The organism is Shewanella colwelliana ATCC 39565 (assembly GCF_000518705.1).
GTDB classification, from domain to species: domain Bacteria; phylum Pseudomonadota; class Gammaproteobacteria; order Enterobacterales; family Shewanellaceae; genus Shewanella; species Shewanella colwelliana.
This window is the reverse complement of record NZ_JAEC01000005.1, coordinates 249,888-274,676: the sequence shown is the minus strand read 5'-3', so window position 1 is coordinate 274,676 and position 24,789 is coordinate 249,888. Positions and strand designations below refer to the sequence as shown.

The following is a 24,789-nucleotide window of genomic DNA, read 5'->3' as shown; positions in this document are numbered from 1 at the left end:
TAAGCCTAGCTTTCCATCGCTATTTGATACTGTTTAAGTTCATCAATCTTGACCTTTGTGATCAACTGTTGGTCTAAGTAAAACGAGACTTGATCTTGCTGCCTTTTACCCATTAACTGCTGCTGGCTCTTGTCTGCAAAATTCAAGGTCATCACCATAGTGTCATCATCGATTGCTTCGATAGTTGCTCGAGTAAGTTTGATCTGCGGTAATGGCGCATCTTTTAGATTGCTATCTAGGTGAGGATTAACCTTGAAAATAGCCTCGACGGGCATATCGACGACGGCTGGTGATCTATTGGTTATCGGGTTAGTACCTGTCCAGAATTCAATGCTATTAAAAATGAATAGGTCGGCGGTGGCACTCAAACCATAGACTGGGCTTAGCAGTACAAAAAGCCCAGCGCGGCCATAGCGGTTGTCAACTGCAGATAGATTGCCTTTGGTGACCATTGCGCTTAAGCCCATCTGTCCCATACAGCCTGTGAGTTGGGTCGTGATTAGCGTGGTTAATGTCAGCGCTATAAGTGTTTTTTTCATGGTGAATTCAGTCAGTGATAAAGCGCGCTGATTTTAGTGCCTAATAAGAAAATGGACGGGAGTCAGCTCACAATTTGAGGTCAAAAAATGGTGTGAAGGGTAGCAATCATTCGGTGGTTTGTTGGTCTGTACCTGTTGTAGTTAAAAGAGATGAGAAAAATCCTTGGTGAAGGTTGAGATATTAGGCCTGCGTTAGCATTTTCATGACAAGGTTATATAAAGGGCATGATTTTGAACCTAGCCGTTATTTTGCTGTGTTCCTCGTTCACTTGCTTCATAATGGTCGTCATTAAGCAGTGTAGTGAGCAGGGCTTCAGGCCTATTGCGGAGATTTAATGACAGAGTTATATACCTTACATCGAGCTGACGATGAGATAGGACCCCTTATCGTATTAGAGAATAAGGAGATCAGAATGCTCTCTTTTGGTGACAACGATGAGCAGAGCAAGCTATTAAAGGCAACGCCACATATTCCCCAGCATACCTATCTGCAAGCCATGCTATTAGTCTTGCTTTTTATTAAACCTAAACGGGTGATTATTTTGGGGTTAGGTGGCGGAGGTTTGATCCATGCGCTGCGCCAATTTGATACGGGGATTAAGGTCACAGCGGTGGAGCTTAGGGCGAGTGTGATTGAGATTGCAAAACGCTTTTTTCAACTACCGATAGGCAAAAAACTCTCGTTGGTGCACCAAGACGCGGCGCACTTCCTTGAAGAGAAAGATCATAAAAAAGCGGATGTTATCTTTGCTGACATCTATGGTGCCGACGGCGTTGATGAAAGCCAACTGTCTGATAGCTTTATCAGTAATGCATCAATGATGTTGAAATCGGATGGCTACTTGGTGCTCAACTGCTGGAAAGAACACAGTCAAAATCGTGAGTTACTATCGCTATTGCAAGCGCATTTTGCCGAAGTCAGAGCATGTTTGACTGGTGGGGGGAAACTGGGTGGTGATTGCGGGGAAGGTGACGCGCGATATTTCTGCGAGCGCATTGAAAACCAATGCACAACAGTTATCGCAAAAACTCGACTTTCAATTGGGGCGCAGCCTAACGCGTTTCGATATCTGGCAATAGCCCATCCAGCCTTTCTCGTTTAATCGGTTTTTTAGTTGGCAGTAACGCTTAATCTTTAAAATCGATTAGCATGATAGTTTTTACCCGTTATATTTGTTTCTCTATCCTCGTTATTATCTCTCCATCGAAAACAAACGGGGTTAATGCAGTAGCGTTAACCCATAAGTTGAAAAGTGAATAACCCACATTGGAGCGACAAATGACACAATCAATTATCAACACTGAAATCAAACCATTCTCTGCAACGGCTTATCACAATGGTGATTTTGTTTCTGTCACTGAACAAGACCTACTCGGAAAGTGGTCTGTAGTTTTCTTTTACCCAGCTGACTTTACCTTTGTATGTCCAACAGAATTGGGTGATATGGCTGATCACTACCAGAAGCTACAAGAGATGGGTGTTGAAGTTTACTCGGTGTCTACCGACACGCACTTTACTCACAAAGCGTGGCACGACAGTTCAGATACCATTGGCAAAATTAACTACCCAATGATTGGCGACCCAACTGGAAAAATTACACGTAACTTTGGCGTGATGATTGAAGAAGATGGCCTAGCACTGCGCGGTACATTTGTAATCAACCCTGAAGGCCAGATTAAAGTGGCTGAGGTTCATGATTTAGGTATTGGCCGTAGCGCGTCTGAGTTAGTGCGTAAAATTCAAGCGGCACAGTATGTAGCCACTCACGATGGCGAAGTATGTCCAGCAGCATGGCAGCCAGGTGAAGAGACGCTAGCACCTTCATTAGACCTAGTTGGTAAAATCTAACGATAGCGACATGGCCTAAATGGGGATTCATCTCCCCCATTTAGCCGCTTAACTAAACATTAAGCACACATTCATCTCCAGCCAGTTCAACGCCCCCCTGCAATGGTTGAGCTGGCTTTTTATTCCCTATTTTTTAGCTATTAATTTCAGAATGTCATCTTAGGAGTGATTATGTTAGATACGAATTTAAAAAATCAGCTGACTACTTATTTGCAAAACCTCAAGCGCCCAGTTGAACTTGTCGTATCTGCAGATAATAGTCCGAAGGCACGTGAACTTACGAGCTTGGCGAGTGAGATAGCGGGTCTATCCACCTTGGTTTCACTACGTGAATCTCAAGGGGAGCGATCGCCGTCGATGACAATCACTAATCACGAGACTCACACGCTGATGACGTTTGCCGGTTTACCTATGGGACATGAGTTTACTTCATTAGTGTTGGCACTCCTGCACACGGGAGGACACCCAATTAAGCTAGATAAGGCGTTGATTGAGCAGATCCGCAATTTGCCCGGTGAATATCATTTTGAAACCTATGTTTCTCTCAGTTGTCAGACGTGTCCAGAGGTTGTCCAGGCACTCAATATGATGGCAGCAATTAATCCTGCGATCACCAATGTGATGATAGATGGCTCATTGTTCCAAGATGAAGTGAGTGAGCGCAATATCATGGCTGTCCCCTCTGTTTACCTCAATGGTGAGCCATTCTCTGTAGGCGGAATAAGTGTTGAGCAGATTTTAAATAAACTTGATGTCAATGCTGCTGGGCGTAAAGCTGAAGCCTTGAATCAGAAACAAGCCTTTGATGTATTAGTGGTTGGCGGTGGCCCTGCTGGCGCATCAGCGGCAATCTATGCGGCGCGTAAAGGGCTGCGTACAGGGATTGTGGCTGACAAATTTGGTGGACAAGTTGCTGAAACCGTAGGGATTGAAAACTTCATCTCTGTTAAAGCGACAGAAGGCCCCAAATTGGTGGCCAATTTAGAAGCTCATGTTCATGAATATGACGTCGACATTATGGATAATCAACGCGCATTGAGTTTAAAGTCGGGAGAGTTATTTGAGTTACAACTTGAAAGTGGTGCCTTGCTGCGCAGTAAAACCATTTTGCTGGCAACTGGGGCGCGCTGGCGCGAGATGAACGTACCCGGTGAGCAGGCTTATCGTGGCAAAGGGGTAGCATATTGCCCACATTGTGATGGCCCATTGTTTAAAGGTAAGCGTGTGGCTGTGATAGGTGGCGGGAACTCTGGTATTGAAGCCGCGATTGACCTGGCGAACATTGTTGAGCATGTTACCGTGCTTGAATTTGATAGCAAGCTAAGAGCGGATGAGGTGTTACAACGTAAAGCCTCATCAATGGGTAATATTGAGATCATCACGCAAGCTATGACCACCGAAGTCACCGGGGATGGCAGCCGAGTCAATGGTCTAAACTACACTGATAGAGCCACAGGCGATAGCCACCATGTTGAGTTAGCGGGTATCTTTGTACAAATTGGCTTAGTGCCCAATGCTGAATGGTTAAAAGGTACACTTGAGCTTACAGACCGAGGCGAAGTGATTGTTGACGGCAAAGGTGAGACATCAATACCGGGCGTATTTGCTGCGGGAGATGTCACTAATTCTGCTTACAAGCAGATCATTATTGCCATGGGCAGTGGTGCGACAGCGTCATTGGGCGCATTTGACTATCTGATCAGGCAAACTGATGCTGTTGTTGATAACGCAGCGTAGAAATATCAAGGAAAGTTCATGTTAAAACAGTCAGCTAAAGCTGGCTGTTTTACTTTCAGACCTTATAATCATTATTGGTTAACCTTTAAGTTTTTTGGCTGGGAAAATAAAAGGAGAGTCGCACTAGTAATGAATAGTGAATTATTGCCCTTTGAACAGCAATTAAAAATAGAGACTCAAAAATACCTTTTAAAAGGGGTGTTATGGGCGAGCTGGTTATCTATTTTTTTAGCCTGTGTGGTGGTTTTAAATGATATAGTTAAACCGATCCGTTCAGTTTTTTCAGTCAAACTATCCCGCTGGTTTTCCCCGTTCTTTTTCTCACCGCTTTATGGGTGGGGCTAGCCAGAATCTACGGTGAAGAAAAACTCACACAGACAGCTATTATTGTATTTTCTGGGCTGTTAACACTGAGCTGGTTGTATGTGATTTTGTCGCTACTCCCTTACCTTGATGGGCTTGGCTTAGAAGATGGAAGCGCAACGCTAGCAGGTATTGAGTCCCTCGTTGAGGTCTTAGTGCTCACTTTTTCGATCGCACTCTTTCCGCATCGCGGCTTAATGCTAACAACTGTCTCGCTGTTTATTATGATCGGTATGGTCGTAAGAATAGTCGAGCTTCCAGGGCATCTTTTATTCCCTTTGACAAAATATCTGTGTTTGTTGGTGATTGTAATAAGTGCACAAAAGGTTTTATACAGCTGGTTCAAAAAAGCGATTTTACGCGATGTAGAGAAGCAGCAGTTGGTGAAACAGTTTCGGCGAATGGCCTTGATAGATGGTTTAACGGGTTTAAGTAATTGCCGCCATTTTGATGAGATTTTAGCGCAAGAGATCAGAGTGTCTGAGCGTAATAGGCATCCACTTAGCCTTATTTTGCTCGATGTCGATTTTTTTAAACGGCTCAATGATAAGCTCGGTCACCAAGTGGGCGATGACTGCCTCATGGCACTTGGGCGGATTTTATCAGAGATAGCCTCAAGACCTAGAGACTTAGCCGCTAGATATGGTGGCGAGGAGTTTGTACTCATACTGCCTAATACCGATACCGCAGGGGCAGAGACGGTTGCTGCGAAGTTAAAACAGGCGCTACGCGAAGCAAAAATACCGCATCCTGACTCTGACGTGAGTCAATATGTCACCGTGTCTCAAGGGATTTGTCAGTGGCAAGCGTTAGAAAGTTCTGACGATTATCTGGCCCGAGCCGATAGTTATTTATACAAAGCGAAGCATGGGGGAAGAGATACTTATTACTCTGATGCTGCAATATTATAAGTTGCTGTTTTTTATTGTGTAAAAAATTCATGTGGTAAATTCAAAGTTTGCTTGTTCATATTTATGCCCAGCCTTCCCCTGAGCCCGCTTAGACAGCGATCACCTCATTAGGTTTCATTTTGGTTGCGAGAAAGTTGCAAAAAAGTGTTGCTGCTCTACGCTTAGATCGGAATGTGCTTAACTTAGAAGGGTTTTCTATGAAACTAAAACTAGCAGTTAGCATCGGTGCTCTGCTGTTGTCTTCACCTGTGTTGGCAGAGGTCACTATTTCGGGGTTCGCCTCCATTGTTGGCGGGCAAGTTATTGAAGGATCCGGTGTCGATGAATTCGATTTACCACCAACGTTTTTGGCTGACTATCCACTTGTTGGTGCCTATGAAGAGGAAATAAGTTTTAAGCCTGACACGTTGTTTGGGCTGCAATTCTCGGCTGATCTTCTTGATGGATTGACTGCCACGGCTCAAATTGTATCACGGGGGGCGGATGACTTTGATGTTTCCTTTGAGTGGGCCTATATCTCCTATGAGTTAAATGAACACTGGACGTTGCAAGGTGGTAAGAAGCGACTACCGCTCTACTATTACAGTGATTTTTTTGATGTGGGTTACGCCTATCCATGGATCCGCCCACCTGCGGATAACTATACATGGCAGATATTTAACTATACCGGCGTAAGTGCACTTTATAATTATCTTGTAGGTGACTGGACCTTATCTGGACAATTTTATTACGGTAGTGAGGATGATGAGCCAAACAAGTTATTATCAGAATTTTTCTTTCTTGAACCAACCAGAGAGATTTGGAATGACATTGGTGGTGTCGTATTACAACTTAATCGTGACTGGTTAGACATTCGTGTGACCCACATGCAATACACCAATGAAAGATATATTGGTGATGTGCAGCAAGTGTGGGACGGCAGTACAGATCGTAAAGGCAAATTCTATGGTTTGTCGGTTAATATCGATTACGAAAACTTCTTGTTATTAACTGAGCTAAACCGCCTTGATCTATCGGGTACCGATCTTGATACCTACATGGTTACCTTAGGCTATCGGTTTGGCGATTTTATGCCTTATGCTGGATATGCCGACTTCAATGATGGTGAGGGCGGAGAGGTACACAACACCACCTCACTTGGAATCCGTTGGGATTTTCACCCATCAGCGGCATTGAAGCTGCAATACGATGACGTTGAAGATAATGGTGGCCCAGGTTTAAAAGTTGCAGGTGATTCAAAATCGGTCAGTTTCGGCGTCGATTTGGTCTTTTAGGAGAGAGAAAGATGAAAACACTATTTTGCTCAATCCTATTGAGTTTGATGTCACTTCAGGCTTTTGCGGGTATTGCTGTTATTGTCCATCCCGATAATGCCAGTAGTTTAGATAAGAAAGCCATTTCAAATATCTACTTAGGTAAAACAAAATCCTTCCCAGGCGGTGGTCAGGCCGTTCCTATAAATTTGGACAGCGGCCTGCCGATGCGAGAAGATTTTGATGCTAATGTGCTAGGTAAATCTTCGAGTCAATTAAAGTCCTATTGGTCGCAGAAGGTCTTTACCGGCAAGGGCACGCCGCCTAAAGAGATGGCTAACGACGATGAAGTGATTAAGCTTGTTTCGTCAAACCCCAATATCATTGGCTATATTGATAGTAGTAAGGTCAATGATTCGGTAAAAGTGGCGGCAGAGTTTTAGCGCTTTTATTGGCTCACTCTATTGTCAAACCTCGGGCTGAGGACCCTCTTCTCAGCCCATAAAGGGGCCTCGAATGCAATGGTTTAATAATATCTCAATTTTCAAGAAAATCGGTGCGGTGTTTGTATTATCTGTACTGATTTTTGCTGTCACCTTGGGAATCTCACTGGTCTCGATTAATAAGAATAGAGCGACATTGAGTTTTATGGAAGACAAGGTTTATCAGCGGGTTGAGCTTGCGAATCAAAATGTGATTTTTATTCAACGCCTCGATGAACTGTATACCCAATCTGTGTCTTTTGCCGATGAAGATCTATTAGATAATGCAGGCGAGACCCATGCTTCGTTAGCGACAAATATTGAGCTGTTGCAAGGACTCGATGAACCCAACGCTTCTTCATTAAAACAATTAATGGTTCAGGTTCAAGCCTACAATCAATTGACCTTGTCGCTGGCAAAAGGGATGCTCGAAGGCACTATTGATATGAGCAACATCGGTGAGATCAGTAAGAAAAAATCTCAAGCCTATGATAGTGCGCTAAATCAGATAAAATCGTACCAAGCGGATAAAGTTCAGCAGTTCAAAAGTACCATTCAAGAGGCTGGTGATCGTTCAGAACAGAGCTTGTGGTTAATGCTGTCCATCGGTTGTGTGCTGTTAATGATTATGGCAATCGTCACAATTGTCATTGCGAAAGCGATTAGCCAATCGGCAAAGAGTGTTGCCTTATCCTTGTCTGAGCTGGCCGACGGCAAAGGGGATCTTTCTCACCAACTAGCTGTCCATGGCAGTGATGAACTGGGGCAAGTTTCTAGCCACTTTAATCGTTTTCTCAATCTATTAGCCGAGTCAATTAGACGAGTCGTCAATGTTACCGACCCGTTACTGGACAGCGCACATGCGCTAAGAGACAAAATGGAGGTAGCTTCCAATGCCACACAGACTCAAAGCCGTGATGCGGAAAATGTGCAACGTTCGATGGAAGAGATGCGTCACTCGGTTACCGATATCTCTCAAAGTGCCAATCAGGCGGCACAAGCTGCTCAAGTCGCTGAACAAGAGGCGCAAGATGGCATGGTTGTCGTACAGCGCACCATAGATATTTCTCAAGAGTTAAACGGTGAAATTGCGCTAGCCTCTAAAGCCATTAATGAGCTTGCCACAGATACCGAGAGTGTGAGTTCTATTCTGAATGTCATTACATCCATTGCGGAGCAGACTAACCTTTTGGCCCTCAACGCTGCGATAGAGGCTGCTAGAGCAGGTGAGCAGGGACGTGGTTTTGCCGTTGTCGCCGATGAAGTCAGGGCATTAGCATCGAAAACAGCGGATGCCACCAAGGAGATCCGCGAGGTACTTACACGGTTGAAAAGTGCGGCTGAATCTTCGGTTACTACGATGGATAACGCGATGAATCGTTCTAGCAAAAATGAAGACAATGCTCAAAATACGGGTCGAGCACTTGACTCGATCCAACAGCAAATTGTCAGAATCAATGGTATGAATACTCAAATTGCGTCAGCGACCGACGAGCAATCTTTGGTGGCATCACAAGTGGTAGAGAGTGTTGTAGAGATGAATGCCTCTTTTGAGCAAACGTTGCAGATATTAGTGCAAGTACAAGATGTGTCTGAAAATATGTCAAACTTTGCCGATGATCTTAAACACGCTACCTCACAGTTTAAACTTTAACGATTTCTCCTAATTAGCGCCAATAAAAAGCCCTCCATGAGGAGGGCTTAAGGCTATTTTCGCTTTAAATGCTATGCAGTGGTATTAATATTATGACCACTATTGCCTACAGGCGCAGCTTTCGGCGTTGCATCGACCGCTTCAATCAGCTGTAGTGCAATTTCTCCCTCTGCTTGTTGCTGCTCTTTGGCTAGCTGCGCCACTTTAACCCCAATGTTGCCATTGCTTAGGTTGGGCTGGAGATTACTGGTTCCAACTGTTACTGCCATGATTACCGCCTACACTTAGTTCTGTACCATATTAATGCACACCATTAACTATAGTGCTATCGGCTATAAATTGAAAAGCTTTAGGCCAAACTTTGCGCGTTGCTCGGTTTGACCTAGGGCTTAAGCCTTCTTAGCGATTACTTTTCGGGTTAAGGTGATAATAAAGGTTAACCCAATTGAGGCTAAGATAAGCCCGATCGCTAAGACCACATTTTGCAGTGCCGTGGGGTCAATCGCGAGCATACCGCCTAAACCAACCATCATTATTCCCGACATCAGCTTAAGTGTTTGGCCCTCTTTTTCAGTGAGCTTACGCTTACCCAGAGATACACTAAAGGCGATGACGATGATGGCCAGTGGAATGACATAAACCACGTTATACATGATTAAATACATGTAACGTTCGATGGTGGGTAAGTCATGCATGGACAACACGCTCGTATAAATCATCGGAAAGCCTGCTGTGCACAATAGTTCGTAGGCATTGGCTAAAATAGACAATACCACTGTACCGGCAATCATTGCTGTCATACTGCTGGCGCTGGTTAGTTTCCCCATACGTTTAATTAAACCTGTACGGTTTTCTGCCGACATCGATAGGGTGACTTCGCCTTTGGTAAAAAAGTAGTCCTTAATGTTTATCGCGCCGGCAACCAAAGCTAACATGCCCGCTCCAAGGATGATCCACCCTCCATCGCTGCCCGCGCCGAGTAGTTGGAAAATGTTGAGCCAAGCACTCATAAAGATAAAGTAGATAAAGCCTGAGAAGAATACGAAAATCCCCCCCACGATAAGCATGCGGGTACGACTCTTAGCATTCACCATAATGGAGAGTAAAAATAGTAGTACAAAGAAGGCACATGGGTTAAACGCATCTACCCCAGCAAGCACTACCGTTAATAGTGGCAATGACATCTGTTCAGGATGGACGACACCAACAAGGGGTAATTCGACGGGTTGAACATCAGAAGCTGTGATATTGCTGGTGGTCTCATCACCTAAGTCGCACGTGCCTTCGCTAGCACTCTCGCTGCAGGTTTGAAATAAACCTCCTGAAGCTGGCAATTCACTCGTATATTGCCCTTCGGTTTCTGGCGCTAATTGACCGCCTAATGACACATAGTATGCTTTTAACTTTTGGACAAGAAACTCTCCCGTAACCGCATGGCTACTGTAGCCGACTATCGCTTTTTCACCGCTAGCAAAATAGGGGACTGAGCGGGCTTCTGTGCCTGTTTTCTCTGCGATTTTTTGCCACGCTTCCATGGTACCTGGTGCGGTGATCATAAAATCTTCCACTTCTAACCAAGGATATTGCTTGGGCAAACTATCAATAAAGGGGTGAGCTTCAGCACAGTGCGGACAGGTTTTTGACCAGAAAAAATAGAGTTTAACTTTTAGCTGACCTTGGCTGTCAACATAATGCCAAGTTTGACTATCTGTTGTTGACGCATTATCGATTGCGTAAGTTAAGGTTGGAAAAAAGCTAAAGAGTAATAAAAAACTAAAAATAAGGGGTCGTAACATAATCCCTCCTTCAGAGGTGTTTGCCGAGTGCAAAGTAGGCAAGGTGAAAATCCTTTATCAATAGTTTACTGATATAAAAGCAAGAGATTAATTTTATGTGTCAGATTTGCAATGTAAATCGTGAAATCGAATAGAATTGTTAACTGCGGCTCGTTTTGGAGCAAGCCAGTATGCAAATGATATCGGCTTGCTCGTTTGCAGTGTGACGTGGCTACTTAGGGGATGTTATTGAGTCGATGTTTGACTGTTTATCCGCGGTCGACGCCATAATGGTTTGAGGCACTGTTTTTGTACACCAGTGTAGGCTAACGCTACGGGTATCGTTATCACTCGCAGTTAATATGCGGGTCACAATAGGTTGTGAGAAGGCAGATTGGGTTAAATAGTGCTTCACCCTATCAATTCGGCGGTTGGCTAACCACATATCATATTCGCGCAATTTTTTGTCTGTTTGCCCTTTGTAAACTGGAAATTCAAGTAGCAAATAGCCGTCGCCTTGTTGTGTTTCTGTGACGAGTTTCTTCAGTTTTTGCGTATATTTACCCGAGAAATACGAACTGTTTTTCTCGAACGGAATATCACCATAGTTAATATTTTTAGGGCATTTTGCCATTAACGGGGTGGATAATAGAAATGACATCATCACTACTAACAGCTGCTTCATAGTGAACACCTCCAATGTGTTGGTATTGAAACGAGATTAAGAGGGCGGAATCTAGGTGATTATTGTTTGAAAATCAACCTAGATTTGGGCCTGGTGAGCTGATTTTTTTCACCACATCAGAGTGATTACACTAGCGTCACAATTTAGTCACTTTGCATCTTGATGGTTTTATTTGAAAAAAGGCTAACTGTTTGGTCGCAAAGACAATAAATTGACAAGTGAAATGAAGTTATTTTTCCAAGAGAAATTTTCACTTTATTGGCAACTTGCAGTAAAATGATGATAGGTTGTGTGCAATTAAATTTATGGTGATGTGGATATGAGCCAAAACGAAGAGCTAAATCCTCTGGCTTTAGAAAATCAGGTATGTTTTTCCTTATACAGTGCGGCGAATGCGATGGTGAGGGCGTATCGCCCGCTACTCGATAAGCTTGACCTAACTTATCCCCAGTATTTAGCGATGCTGGTGCTGTGGCAGCACCAAGGGATTAGCGTGAAGACCCTGGGCGAGCAATTACACCTCGACTCAGGCACGTTAACACCACTCTTGAAGCGACTGGAAGGCAAGGGGTTAGTGACTCGCGGGCGCAGCGAAACCGATGAGCGTGTGCGAGTGTTGCATTTGACCGATGCTGGCAATGCATTGCATGAGTTGGCTAAAGAGATCCCAACCATGATGCGCTGTAAAGTTGGTGGTGAACCACAAGAGTTTATGCAACTTAAGCTATTGTGTGATAAAGCTTATCAATATTTAAATAAGGCATAATCAACTAAGGTGACACATTGGATACGGTAGATCTGGTCGTCATTGGTGGCGGTATTACGGGCGTGGGCATTGCACAGCGTGCTCAGGCCGCAGGTTATAGTGTCGCAGTCTTGGAAAAAGGTGAGATTGGTCAGGCAACATCATCCAACTCCAGTAAATTGATTCACGGTGGGTTACGTTATTTGGAAAGTGGCCAAATAAGCCTAGTGCGTGAATCATTGGCACAACGTAAAGCGCTGCTTTTATTGGCGCCGACACTTGTAAAGCCTGTTCCCTTCTATATCCCTATTTACCAAGGTAGTCAGCGTGGCCCGCTCGCGATCCGTGCTGGACTCAGTATGTATGCGTTATTGAGCGAGTTTGATGCGCTTGGGCAGTTCAAATCAATCGCGCCTAAAGAGTGGGGGAACTTGTTTGGGTTAAAGTTGCAGGGATTGAGAGCTGTGTTTCGTTACTGGGATGCACAAACTGACGATCACGCCCTTACGCTTGCCGTCGCTGATAGCGCAAAACAGATTGGCGCACGCATCCATACTTCTGTGGAGATTAAGAGCATTGAGCATCAAAGAGATGCTTGTACTATTCACTATAAGCAAAACAGTTTAGCTAAAAGCCTTAAGGCCCTTTGTGTCATCAACGCTAGCGGACCTTGGGTGAATAAAACCCTCGAGTTGGTGCAACCTAAGGTCACTGGCGTCGATATTGAGTTGGTACAGGGCAGCCATCTGGTACTCGATATTCCACCACCCGATGGTATTCTTTATCTTGAGTCGATTTATGATAAACGGGTTGTATTTGTGATGCCATGGAAAGGAAAAACCATGATTGGCACCACTGAAACCCCAGTGAATGATGCGGATGAAGTGGGTGTCACCCAAGCTGAAACGCAATATTTACTGGGTATTTATCGACACTACTTTCCTTTTTCTGAGGAGGGTAGCCACTTAGCTGATAAAGTTATTGGCAACTATTGTGGAATGAGGGTGTTACCAAAACAGCAAGTAGATGCTTTTGACTTGCCCAGAGAAACCTTGATGAATACTCGGGTTACTCATCCAAGGCTAATGACGATTTATGGTGGCAAGCTTACAACATTTAGGCACACAGCGAAGGACGCTGTTGAATGGGTCGAAAAGCAAATTGGCCAGCGCGCAGCGGTGGCTGATGTCGACCAACTGAAGCTCTGTGCATCGACAAATCACACGAATAACACGCTTGATGGGTGATTTTTATGACTAAACCAGCTAAAGTGTGGCGCCTTTTTTATCCCTTTCAACGAGTCTATTTGTTGTGAATTGTCCATATTTCGACGCAAACCAGTGTCGCTCTTGCCATCATCTAAAAGTGCCTTTAGCCGAGCAGGTTGCGATTAAGTCTGAGGCGTTAGAAGCCTTGCTGGCCGGCCAGCCAGTTAAGCAGTGGCTAGCGCCCGTTATGGGGCCAGAATACGGGTTTAGAAATAAGGCTAAAATGGTGGTGCTTGGCGCTGCGCATCAACCTATCTTGGGGCTAGTCAGCCCATCGGGTGAGCCTGTTAGTTTATGTGATTGTCCGCTTTATCCCAAGGATATGCAGCAGTTGTTGCATCGACTCGAACTCTTTGTGCGCCAAGCTGGGATCCCGCCATATCGCGTTGACAAACAAAAAGGTGAACTCAAGTTTATTTTACTGACCCGTAGCCAAGTCCGTGGCGAATATATGCTTAGGTTTGTGTTGCGAACAACAGATGCAATTGTACGCATTGAGCGGGAACTCCAGACATTACTGGCCGACCACCCTCAAATCAAAGTCGTTTCCGTCAATCTGCAACCTGTACATATGGCTATTTTAGAAGGGGATGAAGAGATATTTCTTAGCGAAGCAACCCGTTTAGAGGAGTGCTTCAATGATGTACCTTTATATATTCGTCCCAAGAGCTTTTTTCAGACCCATCCAGAGGTCGCTGCCAAGCTGTATCAAACTGCCCGTGAATGGACTGCGCAATTGAAGCCCAATGCCATTTGGGATCTGTTTTGCGGTGTGGGTGGTTTTGGCTTGCACTGTGCGTCAAAAGAGATCGCATTAACGGGGATTGAGATTGAAGCCGAGGCAATAGCCTGTGCCAAGATGTCGGCTAAAACCATGGGACTTGAAAATGTGCAGTTTACCGCCCTCGATTCCACCGAATTTGCTAGTGGAAGTGACGCTCAAAATAAACCTGATCTGATTATTGTTAATCCTCCTCGACGCGGTATTGGTGAGGCGCTTTGCCATTCTCTTAGTGAATTTGCACCTAAGGCTATTTTGTATTCAAGTTGTAATCCTAAGACCTTGGCAAAAGATCTGCGACACATATCGGGTTATCAAATTTCCAAAGTTCAGTTGTTTGACATGTTCCCTCACACAGACCATTTTGAGGTGTTAGTGCTGCTGGAACGGTTGCCTTAACACGTTCATCATGGCCTTGCCATCACTGTCATTAAGGTGTCATTTAGCTGTCATATTCTATCCACTGTAACGGGCAAGAGGGGTTAAGTGTGAGCGATGTTTTTATAAAGTTTTTCCTACTTGGATTGGTGAGCTTTGGTGGCCCAGCGGCCCATATTGGCTATTTCAAACGTCGCTTTGTGAATGAGCTTAATTGGCTTGATATGACAGCATTTGGCGGGCTAGTGGCGTTAAGTCAGGTGATCCCCGGACCCGGTTCAAGTCAAATTGGTTTTGCGATTGGCTACCATCGCGCGGGGCTTTTAGGCGGCCTAGCGGCATTTATTGGATTTACTCTTCCCTCCTTTACATTACTGCTGTTATTGGCGCTAGGTAGTGCTAATTGGTTAGGCGAAAGCTGGTTTAATGGCTTGATTCATGGCTTAAAGTTGATGGCGGTGGTGGTGGTATTCGATGCTGTGTTAAGCATGTATAACCAGTTTTGTACTAAATCGATAGCGAAAATACTAATGCTCACTAGTGCGGTAGTTACGCTGCTTGTAGGCAATATTTGGGGCCAGTTATTGATATTAGTTGTTGCCGCGGGTATCGGTATCTTCTGTCTTGCGCCTAAATCGCTAAATGGGGGGAGTGATGGGAGGGGAAACCTATCATTCACTCTGGTGAATGTAAAATGGTTGGCGCTGTTTGGCACGCTGTTTATCACCGCATTGGTGCTGCTTAATAGTCAGCACCCACTTGGGCAAATATTTGCCCAGTTTTATCAGGCTGGGGCATTGGTTTTCGGTGGAGGGCATGTGGTGCTGCCGTTGCTTGAGATGAGCGTTGGTCAACATATAGGTAGTGAACGATTTTTAACAGGCTATGCTTTGGCACAAGCTGTGCCTGGTCCTATGTTCACCTTGGCGGCATTTCTTGGGGCCGAAGTGTTCAGTGCGAAACCTGTTATTGGCGCATTGGTGGCAACTTTGGCCATCTTTTTACCGGGCTTTCTGTTGTTGCTATCAGCCTTAACGGTTTGGCAGGGGTTAATGCATCGTAGTCAATTTCGTGGGGCGATTGCGGGAATTAACGCTGCAGTGGTAGGCCTACTATTGGCTGCATTGGTGTCACCAGTGATCGCCAGTGCTATCTATTCGCTGGTCGATCTGATTTTGGTGCTGCTAGGTTTCTGGCTGTTTAAGCGGTTTCGACTAAATATTTTGTGGCTGGTGCTTGGCTACAGCCTTGTTGGTGTGATGTTCGGGTTGATTGGCTAAGCTTCACCGCTGTTTATGGTTACGCCAGCGGATACAAAGACATGCGCCACCCAGGAGAGTGGATGGCTGTAGTGTCAATGCCCCTTGATGCCAGATGGCGACCTTACGTACGATATACAGTCCTAGGCCATAGCCGGAGCTGTCGGATTGGTCCTTGTCTCTGGCGAAGGCGGCTAACAACTGTTTTCCTTTGCCTTCGAAGCCTGGTCCGTCATCTTCAACCTTAATTTCACAACGCTCGCCATCACAATAAAAGCTGACATTGATCTGGGTCCGAGCAAATCTTAGGGCGTTCATGATCAGGTTTTGAGTGGCTATGGTCATGGATTGTGTGTCGATATAGGTGGCAAGATTGTTGGCATCGAAATTTATGATGATTTTATGCTGATAAAGGGAAAACTTATCTTGTATTTGTTTTAGAAACTGTTGAGGGGAAATTTCTACTTTCTGCAACTGTGTCTCTCTGTGTTCAAGCTTGGCAAAGGAGAGGTAGTTGCTGGCCAGTTGCTCTATCTCGTCGATATCGGCATTGAGCCTTTGCCAATATTTTTCATCCAACTGCTCCTTGCTAAGCTGCAGGGCGAAACGCATACGTGCCAGCGGAGTTCTGACTTCGTGGGAGATGGTTCGAGATAACTCTTTATGCATCTGCAGGAAATCGACTATCTGTATCGTTACCTCATGATATACCTTGGCGAGTGGATAGATTGCAGAACGCTTGTTGATGACTTGAGGCATCTTTCTCGGCCGCGCGCCAAAGTCGATAGCGGTTTTTTGTAATTTCGAGAGATCGCGAAATAGTGGCCATATAAGCAGGAGTGCTACACAGCCGAGACTGGCGTATAACGCGAAGATGATTAGTTCCCTCGGTACACTCGCTTGCGAAGCATGTATGACAGGGCCAAAGGCGATCACCTCTTCTGCGCTACTTCCTTGTCGGTAGTAATAGGTTTGTCGATTACTTAAGGTGAGGGCGATGGTTTTGCCTTGGTTGAGCTGGTCGTTAAGATCTGTTGGCAGGGCTAAGTTGTCTGCGCTGATACGGGATATAGTGACGGGGTGCTGTTCGTCTATTAGACCACTAAATACGTTATCGACATCGATTTGATATGACTCGTTGCCTTGTTGCATGGCGGTATGAATTTCACTAAATGACCAAATGATCAGCGCGCTGCTGAGTATCAATAAAGCATAGAGGCGATAAAATTGAAACTTCATTATCGGTCCGATAGTTGTGGCTGATAGTTGAACAGATAGCCTTGCCCATGAACGGTTTTGATGGTTAAGCCTTCTATCTGATAGCCCTCTATTTTTTTACGTAATCGACTAATCTTTAGGTCGATAGCTCTATCGAGACCATCGTAGGGTCGACCAACATATTGCTCGAATAGAGACTCGCGGCTTAAAATTTCGCCATGATGTTGGGCGAAGATCCACAGTAGACTAAATTCTTGGGTGGTGACTTTATGTGGCAGACCCGCTATCGACAGTTGTTGTTTGGTAAAGTCGATATGAAAATCATGAATAGCAAGGGTTTTGGACTGTGGGTTAGTTTGCCCTTTTCTGAGGTTCGCCCTAATTCGCGCAACTAACAGCTCAGGATCTACTGGCTTGACAATATAGTCGCTCGCGCCCAACTCGAGCCCTTTAATTTGCTCTTGCTGGCCATCGAGCGCCGTCATAAAGATGATCACGCATCGAAAGCGCTCCGCCAGCGCTTCGAATAGGCTAAAGCCGTCCTGTCCTGGCAACATGATGTCACAGATAATGAGATCGAAGTGTTCAGTCCGGTCCAACTGGGACACCTCTTCAGCAGACTCTACATGGGTTAACTCGAATCCCTGTTGAGACAGATAAAGCACCGTGAGTTCGGCTAGGTCAAGATCGTCCTCAATAAGCAATATCTTTGGTGTGGTCATAGCAAGTTCCAATTGAGCCCTCTGCGTCTTCGGGTATTTACTGGCTGATAGATAGCAACTTGTATTGTTACTTCATCGAGCACTTTATCATTGAGATCTTTTATAAACACCTGAGTATCTTCAATTAATGAGAGGTCAAATAAGTGGTCGACGCTTAGGCTGTCGAAGCATTGCTCAGGCTTTTCTCTTAGTGCTATCCAGATGCAAGTCTGCTCCAGTACCTGCAGATGATAGCTGATCTTGAGCTGCATATGGCAAGGAGTCCCTGCTTCTAGCACCGCACAGGTTTGGGGTTTGATCTCGACTTCTGTCGTCGCAGCGTTCACTTCGACACTCACCATTGAGGCCAAAATAAGCAGCATTGTCATCAAGGTTGACCCGCTAGAAGGCATAGCTTACTCCAACGAACCCAGATAAGTAGTCATCTTTTTCTACCATCAGGTTGTCGCTTATCTCATCGCCTAACCAAGTGTAGGTGACAATGCCGACAAAATTGATATCTTGCCAAAGTGGGATGTTGATGACTCCGCTAGCATGGTAATTGATAGACGCGGATTGGGCACTTTCACGTATCGGCCGCCCAAGTTCAGCTTCGGTAAAGTGGTAATAGTATTTGATGAGTTGGCTGCTTTTTCTTATTGCGCCCACTTCGAAGGCAAGGGCTCCCCAGGATAAAGGCTGGATTGTTTTAAGCTTTAAGTGGATCTCATTGCCTTGATGAACCCCGCTTATATCATGGTAATAGCCTAAGTTGATATCCAGATAAGGGGTTAACCAGGAGGTGTTAACCCCTCCAAGGTAGGAGATATGCCGCTCGATCGGAACTTCGGGGATCTTTGGGCCAAATAGTGGCTGCTTATTTGGTTTATAGCCCAAAATATCGCTTAAAAAAACATTGCTCCAACCATCTAGTTCGAAAAATATCCCATCTTCATTTAGGCGAGTTTGCAAATCGACAATAAAACGATCAGATTCATAGAGGCTATAGCCTAAGGTAAAGTTCTCTGCATAGAAGCGTTCACCATAATAGGACCAACTGGGTAACACATAGGTGGTGATGTTGTCAGATTTCGCTCTAGGATTCTCAATACCGCCATAGCCTAAGGCGAGGGTGAACTGCAGTTCGCCCGTCTTTATCGCATCAAGCTGCTCATCGGCTCTGGCATCTATTAAAGTGAGGCCAAATATGATGCAGAGGCTGGAAAAAAGGTACTTCATGGTGATATCTAAATCCTAAAACAGCATGTATGAATCTAAAACGATCTTAAGTTAAAAGTCTGTAAAAATATCTGCGAGCGTACAAAATGCTACATCTCGCTTTACTGTATGACTCTCCATAAATCTAGCAGTGTTTCGCCGTTAGCTTCTATTTATATCAATCTGTTAGATGACCTATAACGATAATTTAGCATAACCAATCGAAAGTTTTATGCATAAATATGCTGTCTGCTTTTTGCTGTCGATTACGGTAACCATTATGTGTTAATGCATCTTTTCAAAGCATTTTAATCGATATAGTGACATCCAGTCTCGGTTATCTCACCTCTGTTTTCATGGCGTTAACATGGTTTTTTTAGTGGCGCCTTTATACTTCCTGGTTCTATCTTTCTGTTTTTTAAGTTGTTTAGTGCTGTTGTAAACGAGTTTGATAAGTAGAGATTAGACCTGTACCCACCACAAAGTCTTAATTGTTGGTTTAATGTTTCTTTTTTAACAAATCTACAAAATGCTACATCAAACCACTGCCGCTTTCGTTTAACAACATGATTATATGTTATTTCGCTGGTGAATATATATGCAAAAAAACAAACCTCATCAGGTAATAACTTAAAAGGTGGATAGTTTCATGAAGGTGAAAACATTAGTAACGGCAGTTGCCGCCGCGCTGTATAGCGTGAGTATGGCACAAGCCGCTGCCCTATCTGGAGGAGAAGTTCATAAGCTTCAGCCTCTTAACATCACTGCAGAGCAGGCTAAGCTGCTTAATGCTGGGCCCAAACAGAGCGATAGCTTGCTGCAAAATGATGGATTGAATGTTCAAATTAATCGTCAAGAAAGTAAGTTCGTCGCCGAAGATGGGCTGACGGGGGAGCATGTCTATATCGTGAGAATGCATCAGCAGCCATTAGCGCAAGCGGGTGCAGCACTGCTTAATCTGGACGATTCCTTTGCAAAATCTCGCACTAACAAGTCAACCGACGGCAAGCTCTTTGTTGCTGGTAAGCCTGTGAACAATGAGATCAAGACCTATCGCAATCAACTTCTGCAAAAACAACAACAACTCATATCAGAAATTGGTTCAACCTTAGGTGATCGTGACGTTCGCCAACAGTTTACCAATGCGGTAAACGGTTTCTCGATGATGATGACGCAAGAGGAAGCGCAGCGTGTTGCTCAAATGGGCAGTGTGGCGTCTGTTCGTCGCTCAAAAACCTATGAGTTATTTTCAGACGCGGGTCCTGAACTGATCCAAGCGGATAAGTTATGGACCGGTGTTGCAACTGATTCTGTGCCTTACAAAGGCGAAAATGTGATCGTAGGTATCGTTGATACTGGGATTAACTCAGATCATCGTTCATTTGCCGATGTTGGCGATGATGGTTATGACCATACCAACCCTTGGGGAGCCGGCCAGTATGTGGGCGACTGTACCAAAGAGGGGTTTGAGAATATGTGTAACGACAAGCTCATTGGCGTTCGCTCATATCCTGTGATCACAGATAATTTTACCAGTGGTATTTTTGGGACGACTCGCCCAGCCGTTGGTGAAGATTATCAAGGCCATGGCTCACATGTTGCCTCTACGGCAGCGGGTAACGTGTTACTTGATGTTGACTATGTCAGCCCTGCTCCTGGTGAAGTGTCAGATGGCACAGTGATTAAGCCAAACTTATTCCCTCGCATGAGCGGTGTAGCACCACATGCGAACATTATCTCCTATCAAGTCTGTAATCCATCAAATGAGCTGTTCCCTGGCTGTCCTGGTGAAGCCTTGATCGCAGGTATCGAAGATGCGATCAGCGATGGTGTGGATGTGATCAACTTCTCTATTGGTGGTCAAGATTCTCACCCATGGAGCGACGATGTTGAATTAGCCTTCTTGTCTGCACGTGAGGCGGGCATTTCAGTTGCGGTAGCAGCGGGTAACTCAGGCCAACCAAGTGGTTATAAAGAATACTTTGGCGCGATCGACCATGCCTCTCCTTGGCTGATGAACGTGGCAGCCAGCACTCATGGCCGTGAAATTGTTGTCGATACCAGACTGACAGATCCTATGGGTGGCAGCGAAGCGCCTAAGTGGAGCGAAATTGAAGGTGGCGCGGTTAACTCAAGCTCGGTAACGGGTATGGTTGTTAAAGCCAGTGCCTATGGTGATGAATATTGTGGCTCGCCGTTTCCTGCTGGTACATTTGATTTAACCGACAGTGGCGGTGATCCGACAGACGTGATTGTGGTATGTAAGCGCAATAATCTTAATGATCCTAATGGTATTGCTCGCTCTGCTAAAGCCGACAACATTAAAGCTGGCGGCGCCGATGGTATGATCATGTACAACTATGCCAATGCCGACGCTATCGTCGCGACCGCGGCCTACTCGGTGCCGAGTATCCATATCACCAAGCAGGAGTGGGACGGTCGCTGGGACAACGGTATGTCTGGTTACGGCCTGAGTGATTGGTTGGTTAAAGGTAGCGACCATGTGTTGACCATCTCTGAGACCACTATCGATCGCGATCTGGATCCTGAGCGCGCCGACTGGTTAGCCGCCTTCTCATCACGTGGTCCGAGTCCTTCGACGCCTGAAGCCCTAATCCCTGCGGTTGCGGCGCCTGGCGTGAACATCTACGCCGCCTTTGCCGATGAGCATCCGTTTGTCAGTGGTGGCGCATCTGGTGACTTCGCCTTCTTAAGCGGCACCTCGATGGCCTCGCCGCATGTTGCCGGTGCCATGGCACTGCTTAAGCAGGCTAAGCCGGACTGGAGCGCTACCGAGATACAGTCTGCGCTGGCAATGACTGCCGAGAACAAGGTGCAGTATCACAGACTCGATGATGAAAATGGTGATGTGGCACTGGCCTCGACTTACCGCGCCGGTACCGGTCGTATCAATGTGGCTAACGCGGCCAAGGCAGGTTTTGTCCTGGACGAGACAGCCGAGAACTTCAAGGCTGCCGATCCGCAAAACGGTGGCGCGGTGCATAAGCTCAACATTCCACAGCTGGTGAATTTTGAGTGTAAGCCAAAGTGTCAGTGGATCCGTACCATCAAGGCCACCACGGCCGGTAGCTGGAGTGTGACCCATGATGATGTGATCAACTGGGCATTTGACTCTCGTTCACAGATGGCGCAAAACGGTGTGTCTATCAAGGTGACACCGAGCGAGTTTACTCTCGAAGCCGGTGAATCCATGGATATCGTGGTCGAGGCCTCGATCATGGATACCCAGGATTGGTTCAGTAATGCGGAAGTTGAACTGCATTCAAACTTAATCTTCACCGAAACCAGTGGCAATGCGTCAGAGGCGCACTGGCCTGTGGTCTTCAAGTATGACAAGAACGGCATGCCTGGACGTCTGGCAGCAACGGCTCATCGTAACGATGGCAATGCCATCATCAAGGGGATCAGCCTGCCGGAAGGCGACAACATCCATGGCCGTATCTTTGCGCCTGTGAAGGCCGATGTGAAAACCATCACCTTGCCAAAGGATGATGATGGTAATTTCCCATGGAGCTCTACAGCCGACATGACTGTGCCTATGGAGGAGCGCCTGGATGAGGCCACCCACGTCGAGATGATCGATGTGCCTGCTAATGCCCGTCGCTTGATGGTGGAATCTTTCGGTACCACAGAGAGTGAGCTGGAAGGTACCTTAGATGTCGGTAACCTAATCGTTTATGTGGGTAAAGACTATAACGGTAATGGCCAGGCGGATCCGTTTGAAGAGTTACTCTGTGTGTCTAACCACATCCAGTACGACAACTTCTGTAATATCAACGAGCCGGAAGAGGGCCAATATTGGGCGATCTTCTACAACAATCGAGAGGGTAAGGCTCAGAACAACTACTATGACGCGATGGAAGAGACCTTCCAGTTTGCGACAACCGTAGTCACTGACACTGTGGCATCTAACATGAGCCTGGAAGTATCCGCCAGCAATGGTCAGGAGCCTGTAGACATTCAGGTTAACTGGAACATGCCTGAGATGGTTGAAGGCGAGGTGTATTACTCACTGCTCGACTTTGGCACCTCAGAGATCAACGCCGGCAACATAGGCAAGGTCGCCTTCAAGCTTGAGCGTGGTATCGATGACGTACATCTGGATGTACCGCAAACCGGTGCACATCTGGGTGAGCAAGTACCTTTTACCTTCGAGGTTCAGCCTAACGACAGTGGTGTCGATCGCACCTTTACCATTAGCGCCGACATTCCTGCAGGCCTAAGCCTGAATGTGGAAGATGTATTGACCTCATCGAAAGAGATAGTCACAGACATCACCTTAGAAGATGGCAAGTTAACCATTAGCGGTGTCCAGCCTAACACGGCAGAGATGGAAGCCAGCTACAAGGTGACCACTAACCTGGAAGATGCCATGTGCCGCACGCCAGACTTTGGTAACAGCAACCCAGGTGGCTATGTGGATCTCGAAGAGTTCCGTATCTATCCAATGTTCAGTGGCTTTGCGCCAGTTGAGTATGGAGACAATGGTCGTGCCATTACTGGTAAAGACAATAACATCCTGACTCGCAACGGTATCGTACTGCCAATCGATGTGATCTTTGGTGGTCGTTATGACAGTTTCCACCTGTATAACAACAGCGAAAAGCTTAATGTCGGCAAGCAGAATGTGCTGGATATCCATGCCCACGGCATAGTCTCGCTATGGGAAGGCCAGCCTTTCTTCTTCCCATATCATGACATCTTCCCATACAACAACTTCCCGTATGAGACGATCGGCATGATGTGGCGCGGTTTCGAGGTGCTCGACCCTAGTGCGCCAAAAGCTATCCTGTCGGCGCCATTGGTCAATAGCTTTAGAGAGCGCTCAGGTATCTCGATTGCCAGCACGCAAACTGGTTGGGCTATCCTGGAATACGATAATGCCCGTTCATATCTGCCAGCAGGTCGTGATGCTAACCGTGTCTACCAGTGGGAAGAGTTGGATGACAGATTCGACTTCGAGTTGATCTTCAACGTCAACACCCGCCATGGCGACGGTGAGTATGAGATGATGATGGCCTATGACAACCTAGATTTCGGTAGCCAAGATGGCCGAGGCTCTATCGGTATTCAAGGCTTTAGAGGTGGCGTCTATGCCTATGGACCGCTGCAGAAGTATCTGGGTGAGCAGTTTAGCTATGGCGAGCTGGATAAGAAGTTATCTGACGGCCTAGTGATCTGTTACGACTATATGGGGCCTGAGTCCTCACAGTTCGAGGTGACCGCCTGGACTCGCGTTAAAGAGAATGCTGCCGGTCAGGATCTTACCGTCAATGCCGTCAGCCAGGTCGAAGGCATGGCCGATATCAGCATGAGCCATACCGTCAGTGTTGCCTCTAACATCACCCTGGGCGCCATCGCCGACCAGAGTGTTGCAGAGAACACGAGTCTGGAAGGTATCACAGTGATGTACGCCGATGAGCAAAACAGCGTCAACCAGATCACCGTCAGCGGTGAGCACATTAGCGCTGTGGTCGATGGGCATACTTCGGGCAGCGAAATCACCATCACTCCAGAAGAGAACTTCTATGGTGAAGTGGAAGTCACGGTTACCGTAAGCGATGTGGAAAACCCAAGCGATGCGGCATCGACCAGCTTCATGCTGACGATAGAATCTGATGGTGTTGACCCTCAGCCTGAGCCAGAGACAAAACCAGAAGTCGAAGATAAAGACGATGGTGGTGCGCTCGGTTTTACCGCATTGTTGATGATGATAGCTGGCGCACGCCGTAAGCGTAAAGTAACAAAAGCCTAATTAGCTTGTGTTCGTCATAGCTTAATAAGTTATTGCTGGCCCCCTAAGGATAGGAGGCCGGCTTTTTTCTAATAACTAAACCTCTCTAACCACATATCTCAACACCTGCCGATAAGATAACCATTTATCAAATTGTTGATCTATTACAGCTTCACGATAAATAATCACTAACATTTGTATTTATTAGCTATATTTTA

20 protein-coding genes and 1 pseudogene are annotated in these 24,789 nt (G+C 45.9%); 13 read left to right on the top strand and 8 right to left on the bottom strand.

Annotated features, from left to right (window positions below):
• Positions 1-5: 5 nt before the first annotated feature.
• Positions 6-539: a DUF3332 domain-containing protein gene (locus tag L876_RS0103165; protein ID WP_028762467.1), complete on the bottom strand. Its 534-nt coding sequence runs from the start codon at positions 537-539 to the stop codon at positions 6-8.
• A gap of 335 nt (positions 540-874) precedes the next feature.
• Here L876_RS0103165 and L876_RS20970 point away from each other — a divergent pair.
• From L876_RS20970 to L876_RS0103130, 8 genes and pseudogenes are all read left to right on the top strand, one after another.
• A pseudogene (locus L876_RS20970) lies at positions 875-1,619 on the top strand (spermidine synthase).
• Between the two features lie 199 nt (positions 1,620-1,818).
• Positions 1,819-2,388 (top strand): alkyl hydroperoxide reductase subunit C, encoded by a 570-nt coding sequence (gene ahpC, locus L876_RS0103155; protein ID WP_028762466.1) that lies wholly within the window; start codon positions 1,819-1,821, stop codon positions 2,386-2,388.
• Positions 2,389-2,559: 171 nt separating this feature from the next.
• Positions 2,560-4,125, top strand: coding sequence for an alkyl hydroperoxide reductase subunit F (ahpF, locus tag L876_RS0103150; RefSeq protein WP_028762465.1), 1,566 nt, complete (start codon positions 2,560-2,562; stop codon positions 4,123-4,125).
• 18 nt (positions 4,126-4,143) lie between these two features.
• Positions 4,144-4,470 carry a hypothetical protein gene (locus L876_RS20965; protein WP_037427859.1) on the top strand — a complete coding sequence of 109 codons (327 nt, stop codon included), beginning with the start codon at positions 4,144-4,146 and terminating at the stop codon, positions 4,468-4,470.
• A complete protein-coding gene (locus tag L876_RS20960; protein WP_051412889.1) occupies positions 4,461-5,399 on the top strand; it encodes a GGDEF domain-containing protein in 939 nt (312 codons plus the stop codon). The genes L876_RS20965 and L876_RS20960 overlap by 10 nt, the downstream gene beginning before the upstream one ends.
• A 197-nt stretch (positions 5,400-5,596) precedes the next feature.
• Complete coding sequence (locus L876_RS0103140; RefSeq protein ID WP_028762464.1) at positions 5,597-6,673, top strand: porin family protein; 1,077 nt, start codon at positions 5,597-5,599, stop codon at positions 6,671-6,673.
• Between the two features lie 11 nt (positions 6,674-6,684).
• Complete coding sequence (locus L876_RS0103135) at positions 6,685-7,095, top strand: type 2 periplasmic-binding domain-containing protein (RefSeq protein ID WP_028762463.1); 411 nt, start codon at positions 6,685-6,687, stop codon at positions 7,093-7,095.
• A gap of 73 nt (positions 7,096-7,168) precedes the next feature.
• Complete coding sequence (locus L876_RS0103130; RefSeq protein WP_028762462.1) at positions 7,169-8,788, top strand: methyl-accepting chemotaxis protein; 1,620 nt, start codon at positions 7,169-7,171, stop codon at positions 8,786-8,788.
• 71 nt (positions 8,789-8,859) lie between these two features.
• Here L876_RS0103130 and L876_RS0103125 read toward each other — a convergent pair whose 3' ends face one another.
• The 3 genes from L876_RS0103125 to L876_RS20955 form a co-directional block, all read right to left on the bottom strand.
• Entirely contained in the window at positions 8,860-9,057 is a 198-nt protein-coding gene (locus tag L876_RS0103125) for a hypothetical protein (protein ID WP_028762461.1), read from the bottom strand.
• A 120-nt stretch (positions 9,058-9,177) separates the two neighbouring features.
• Positions 9,178-10,584: a thioredoxin/cytochrome c biogenesis CcdA family protein gene (locus tag L876_RS0103120; RefSeq protein WP_028762460.1), complete on the bottom strand. Its 1,407-nt coding sequence runs from the start codon at positions 10,582-10,584 to the stop codon at positions 9,178-9,180.
• A gap of 211 nt (positions 10,585-10,795) precedes the next feature.
• The gene (locus L876_RS20955) at positions 10,796-11,248 is read right to left on the bottom strand and encodes an OmpA family protein (RefSeq protein WP_051412887.1); all 453 of its coding nucleotides are present in this window, start codon (positions 11,246-11,248) and stop codon (positions 10,796-10,798) included.
• 319 nt (positions 11,249-11,567) lie between these two features.
• Here L876_RS20955 and ohrR point away from each other — a divergent pair, with 319 nt between their 5' ends.
• The 4 genes from ohrR (at position 11,568) to chrA (ending at position 15,700) form a co-directional block, all read left to right on the top strand.
• Complete coding sequence (gene ohrR, locus L876_RS0103110; protein WP_051412886.1) at positions 11,568-12,014, top strand: transcriptional regulator OhrR; 447 nt, start codon at positions 11,568-11,570, stop codon at positions 12,012-12,014.
• Positions 12,015-12,031: 17 nt separating this feature from the next.
• Positions 12,032-13,240 carry a glycerol-3-phosphate dehydrogenase/oxidase gene (locus tag L876_RS0103105; protein ID WP_028762458.1) on the top strand — a complete coding sequence of 403 codons (1,209 nt, stop codon included), beginning with the start codon at positions 12,032-12,034 and terminating at the stop codon, positions 13,238-13,240.
• 64 nt (positions 13,241-13,304) lie between these two features.
• Positions 13,305-14,441, top strand: coding sequence for a 23S rRNA (uracil(747)-C(5))-methyltransferase RlmC (rlmC, locus tag L876_RS0103100; protein ID WP_028762457.1), 1,137 nt, complete (start codon positions 13,305-13,307; stop codon positions 14,439-14,441).
• An 89-nt stretch (positions 14,442-14,530) separates the two neighbouring features.
• Positions 14,531-15,700: a chromate efflux transporter gene (chrA, locus tag L876_RS0103095; protein WP_028762456.1), complete on the top strand. Its 1,170-nt coding sequence runs from the start codon at positions 14,531-14,533 to the stop codon at positions 15,698-15,700.
• Between the two features lie 3 nt (positions 15,701-15,703).
• On the opposite strand, the gene L876_RS0103090 is transcribed toward chrA, so the two are convergent.
• From L876_RS0103090 to L876_RS0103075, 4 genes are read right to left on the bottom strand one after another with little or no spacing between them, the layout of a single operon-like run.
• Entirely contained in the window at positions 15,704-16,918 is a 1,215-nt protein-coding gene (locus tag L876_RS0103090; protein WP_028762455.1) for an ATP-binding protein, read from the bottom strand.
• Positions 16,918-17,619 (bottom strand): response regulator transcription factor, encoded by a 702-nt coding sequence (locus L876_RS0103085; protein ID WP_028762454.1) that lies wholly within the window; start codon positions 17,617-17,619, stop codon positions 16,918-16,920. The genes L876_RS0103090 and L876_RS0103085 overlap by 1 nt, the downstream gene beginning before the upstream one ends.
• Entirely contained in the window at positions 17,616-18,011 is a 396-nt protein-coding gene (locus L876_RS22260) for a DUF3019 domain-containing protein (RefSeq protein WP_051412884.1), read from the bottom strand. The genes L876_RS0103085 and L876_RS22260 overlap by 4 nt, the downstream gene beginning before the upstream one ends.
• Positions 18,001-18,837, bottom strand: a complete 837-nt coding sequence (locus L876_RS0103075) for a MipA/OmpV family protein (RefSeq protein ID WP_028762453.1) — start codon at positions 18,835-18,837, stop codon at positions 18,001-18,003. The genes L876_RS22260 and L876_RS0103075 overlap by 11 nt, the downstream gene beginning before the upstream one ends.
• Positions 18,838-19,465: 628 nt before the next feature.
• On the opposite strand from L876_RS0103075, the gene L876_RS0103070 reads away from it, so the two are divergent.
• Positions 19,466-24,592 (top strand): S8 family serine peptidase, encoded by a 5,127-nt coding sequence (locus L876_RS0103070; RefSeq protein WP_028762452.1) that lies wholly within the window; start codon positions 19,466-19,468, stop codon positions 24,590-24,592.
• Positions 24,593-24,789: the final 197 nt, after the last annotated feature.

Bases quoted from the DNA above. Each gene is read 5' to 3' on its own strand.
- L876_RS0103075 (WP_028762453.1), bottom strand. From the start codon at position 18,837: ATGAAGTACCTTTTTTCCAGCCTCTGCATCATATTTGGCCTCACTTTA.
- L876_RS0103135 (WP_028762463.1), top strand. From the start codon at position 6,685: ATGAAAACACTATTTTGCTCAATCCTATTGAGTTTGATGTCACTTCAG.
- L876_RS20955 (WP_051412887.1), bottom strand. From the start codon at position 11,248: ATGAAGCAGCTGTTAGTAGTGATGATGTCATTTCTATTATCCACCCCG.
- ahpF (WP_028762465.1), top strand. From the start codon at position 2,560: ATGTTAGATACGAATTTAAAAAATCAGCTGACTACTTATTTGCAAAAC.
- L876_RS20965 (WP_037427859.1), top strand. From the start codon at position 4,144: ATGTTAAAACAGTCAGCTAAAGCTGGCTGTTTTACTTTCAGACCTTAT.
- L876_RS0103070 (WP_028762452.1), top strand. From the start codon at position 19,466: ATGAAGGTGAAAACATTAGTAACGGCAGTTGCCGCCGCGCTGTATAGC.
- L876_RS0103120 (WP_028762460.1), bottom strand. From the start codon at position 10,584: ATGTTACGACCCCTTATTTTTAGTTTTTTATTACTCTTTAGCTTTTTT.
- L876_RS0103130 (WP_028762462.1), top strand. From the start codon at position 7,169: ATGCAATGGTTTAATAATATCTCAATTTTCAAGAAAATCGGTGCGGTG.
- L876_RS0103140 (WP_028762464.1), top strand. From the start codon at position 5,597: ATGAAACTAAAACTAGCAGTTAGCATCGGTGCTCTGCTGTTGTCTTCA.
- ohrR (WP_051412886.1), top strand. From the start codon at position 11,568: ATGAGCCAAAACGAAGAGCTAAATCCTCTGGCTTTAGAAAATCAGGTA.
- L876_RS22260 (WP_051412884.1), bottom strand. From the start codon at position 18,011: ATGCCTTCTAGCGGGTCAACCTTGATGACAATGCTGCTTATTTTGGCC.
- L876_RS0103125 (WP_028762461.1), bottom strand. From the start codon at position 9,057: ATGGCAGTAACAGTTGGAACCAGTAATCTCCAGCCCAACCTAAGCAAT.
- ahpC (WP_028762466.1), top strand. From the start codon at position 1,819: ATGACACAATCAATTATCAACACTGAAATCAAACCATTCTCTGCAACG.
- L876_RS0103165 (WP_028762467.1), bottom strand. From the start codon at position 539: ATGAAAAAAACACTTATAGCGCTGACATTAACCACGCTAATCACGACC.
- L876_RS0103090 (WP_028762455.1), bottom strand. From the start codon at position 16,918: ATGAAGTTTCAATTTTATCGCCTCTATGCTTTATTGATACTCAGCAGC.
- L876_RS0103085 (WP_028762454.1), bottom strand. From the start codon at position 17,619: ATGACCACACCAAAGATATTGCTTATTGAGGACGATCTTGACCTAGCC.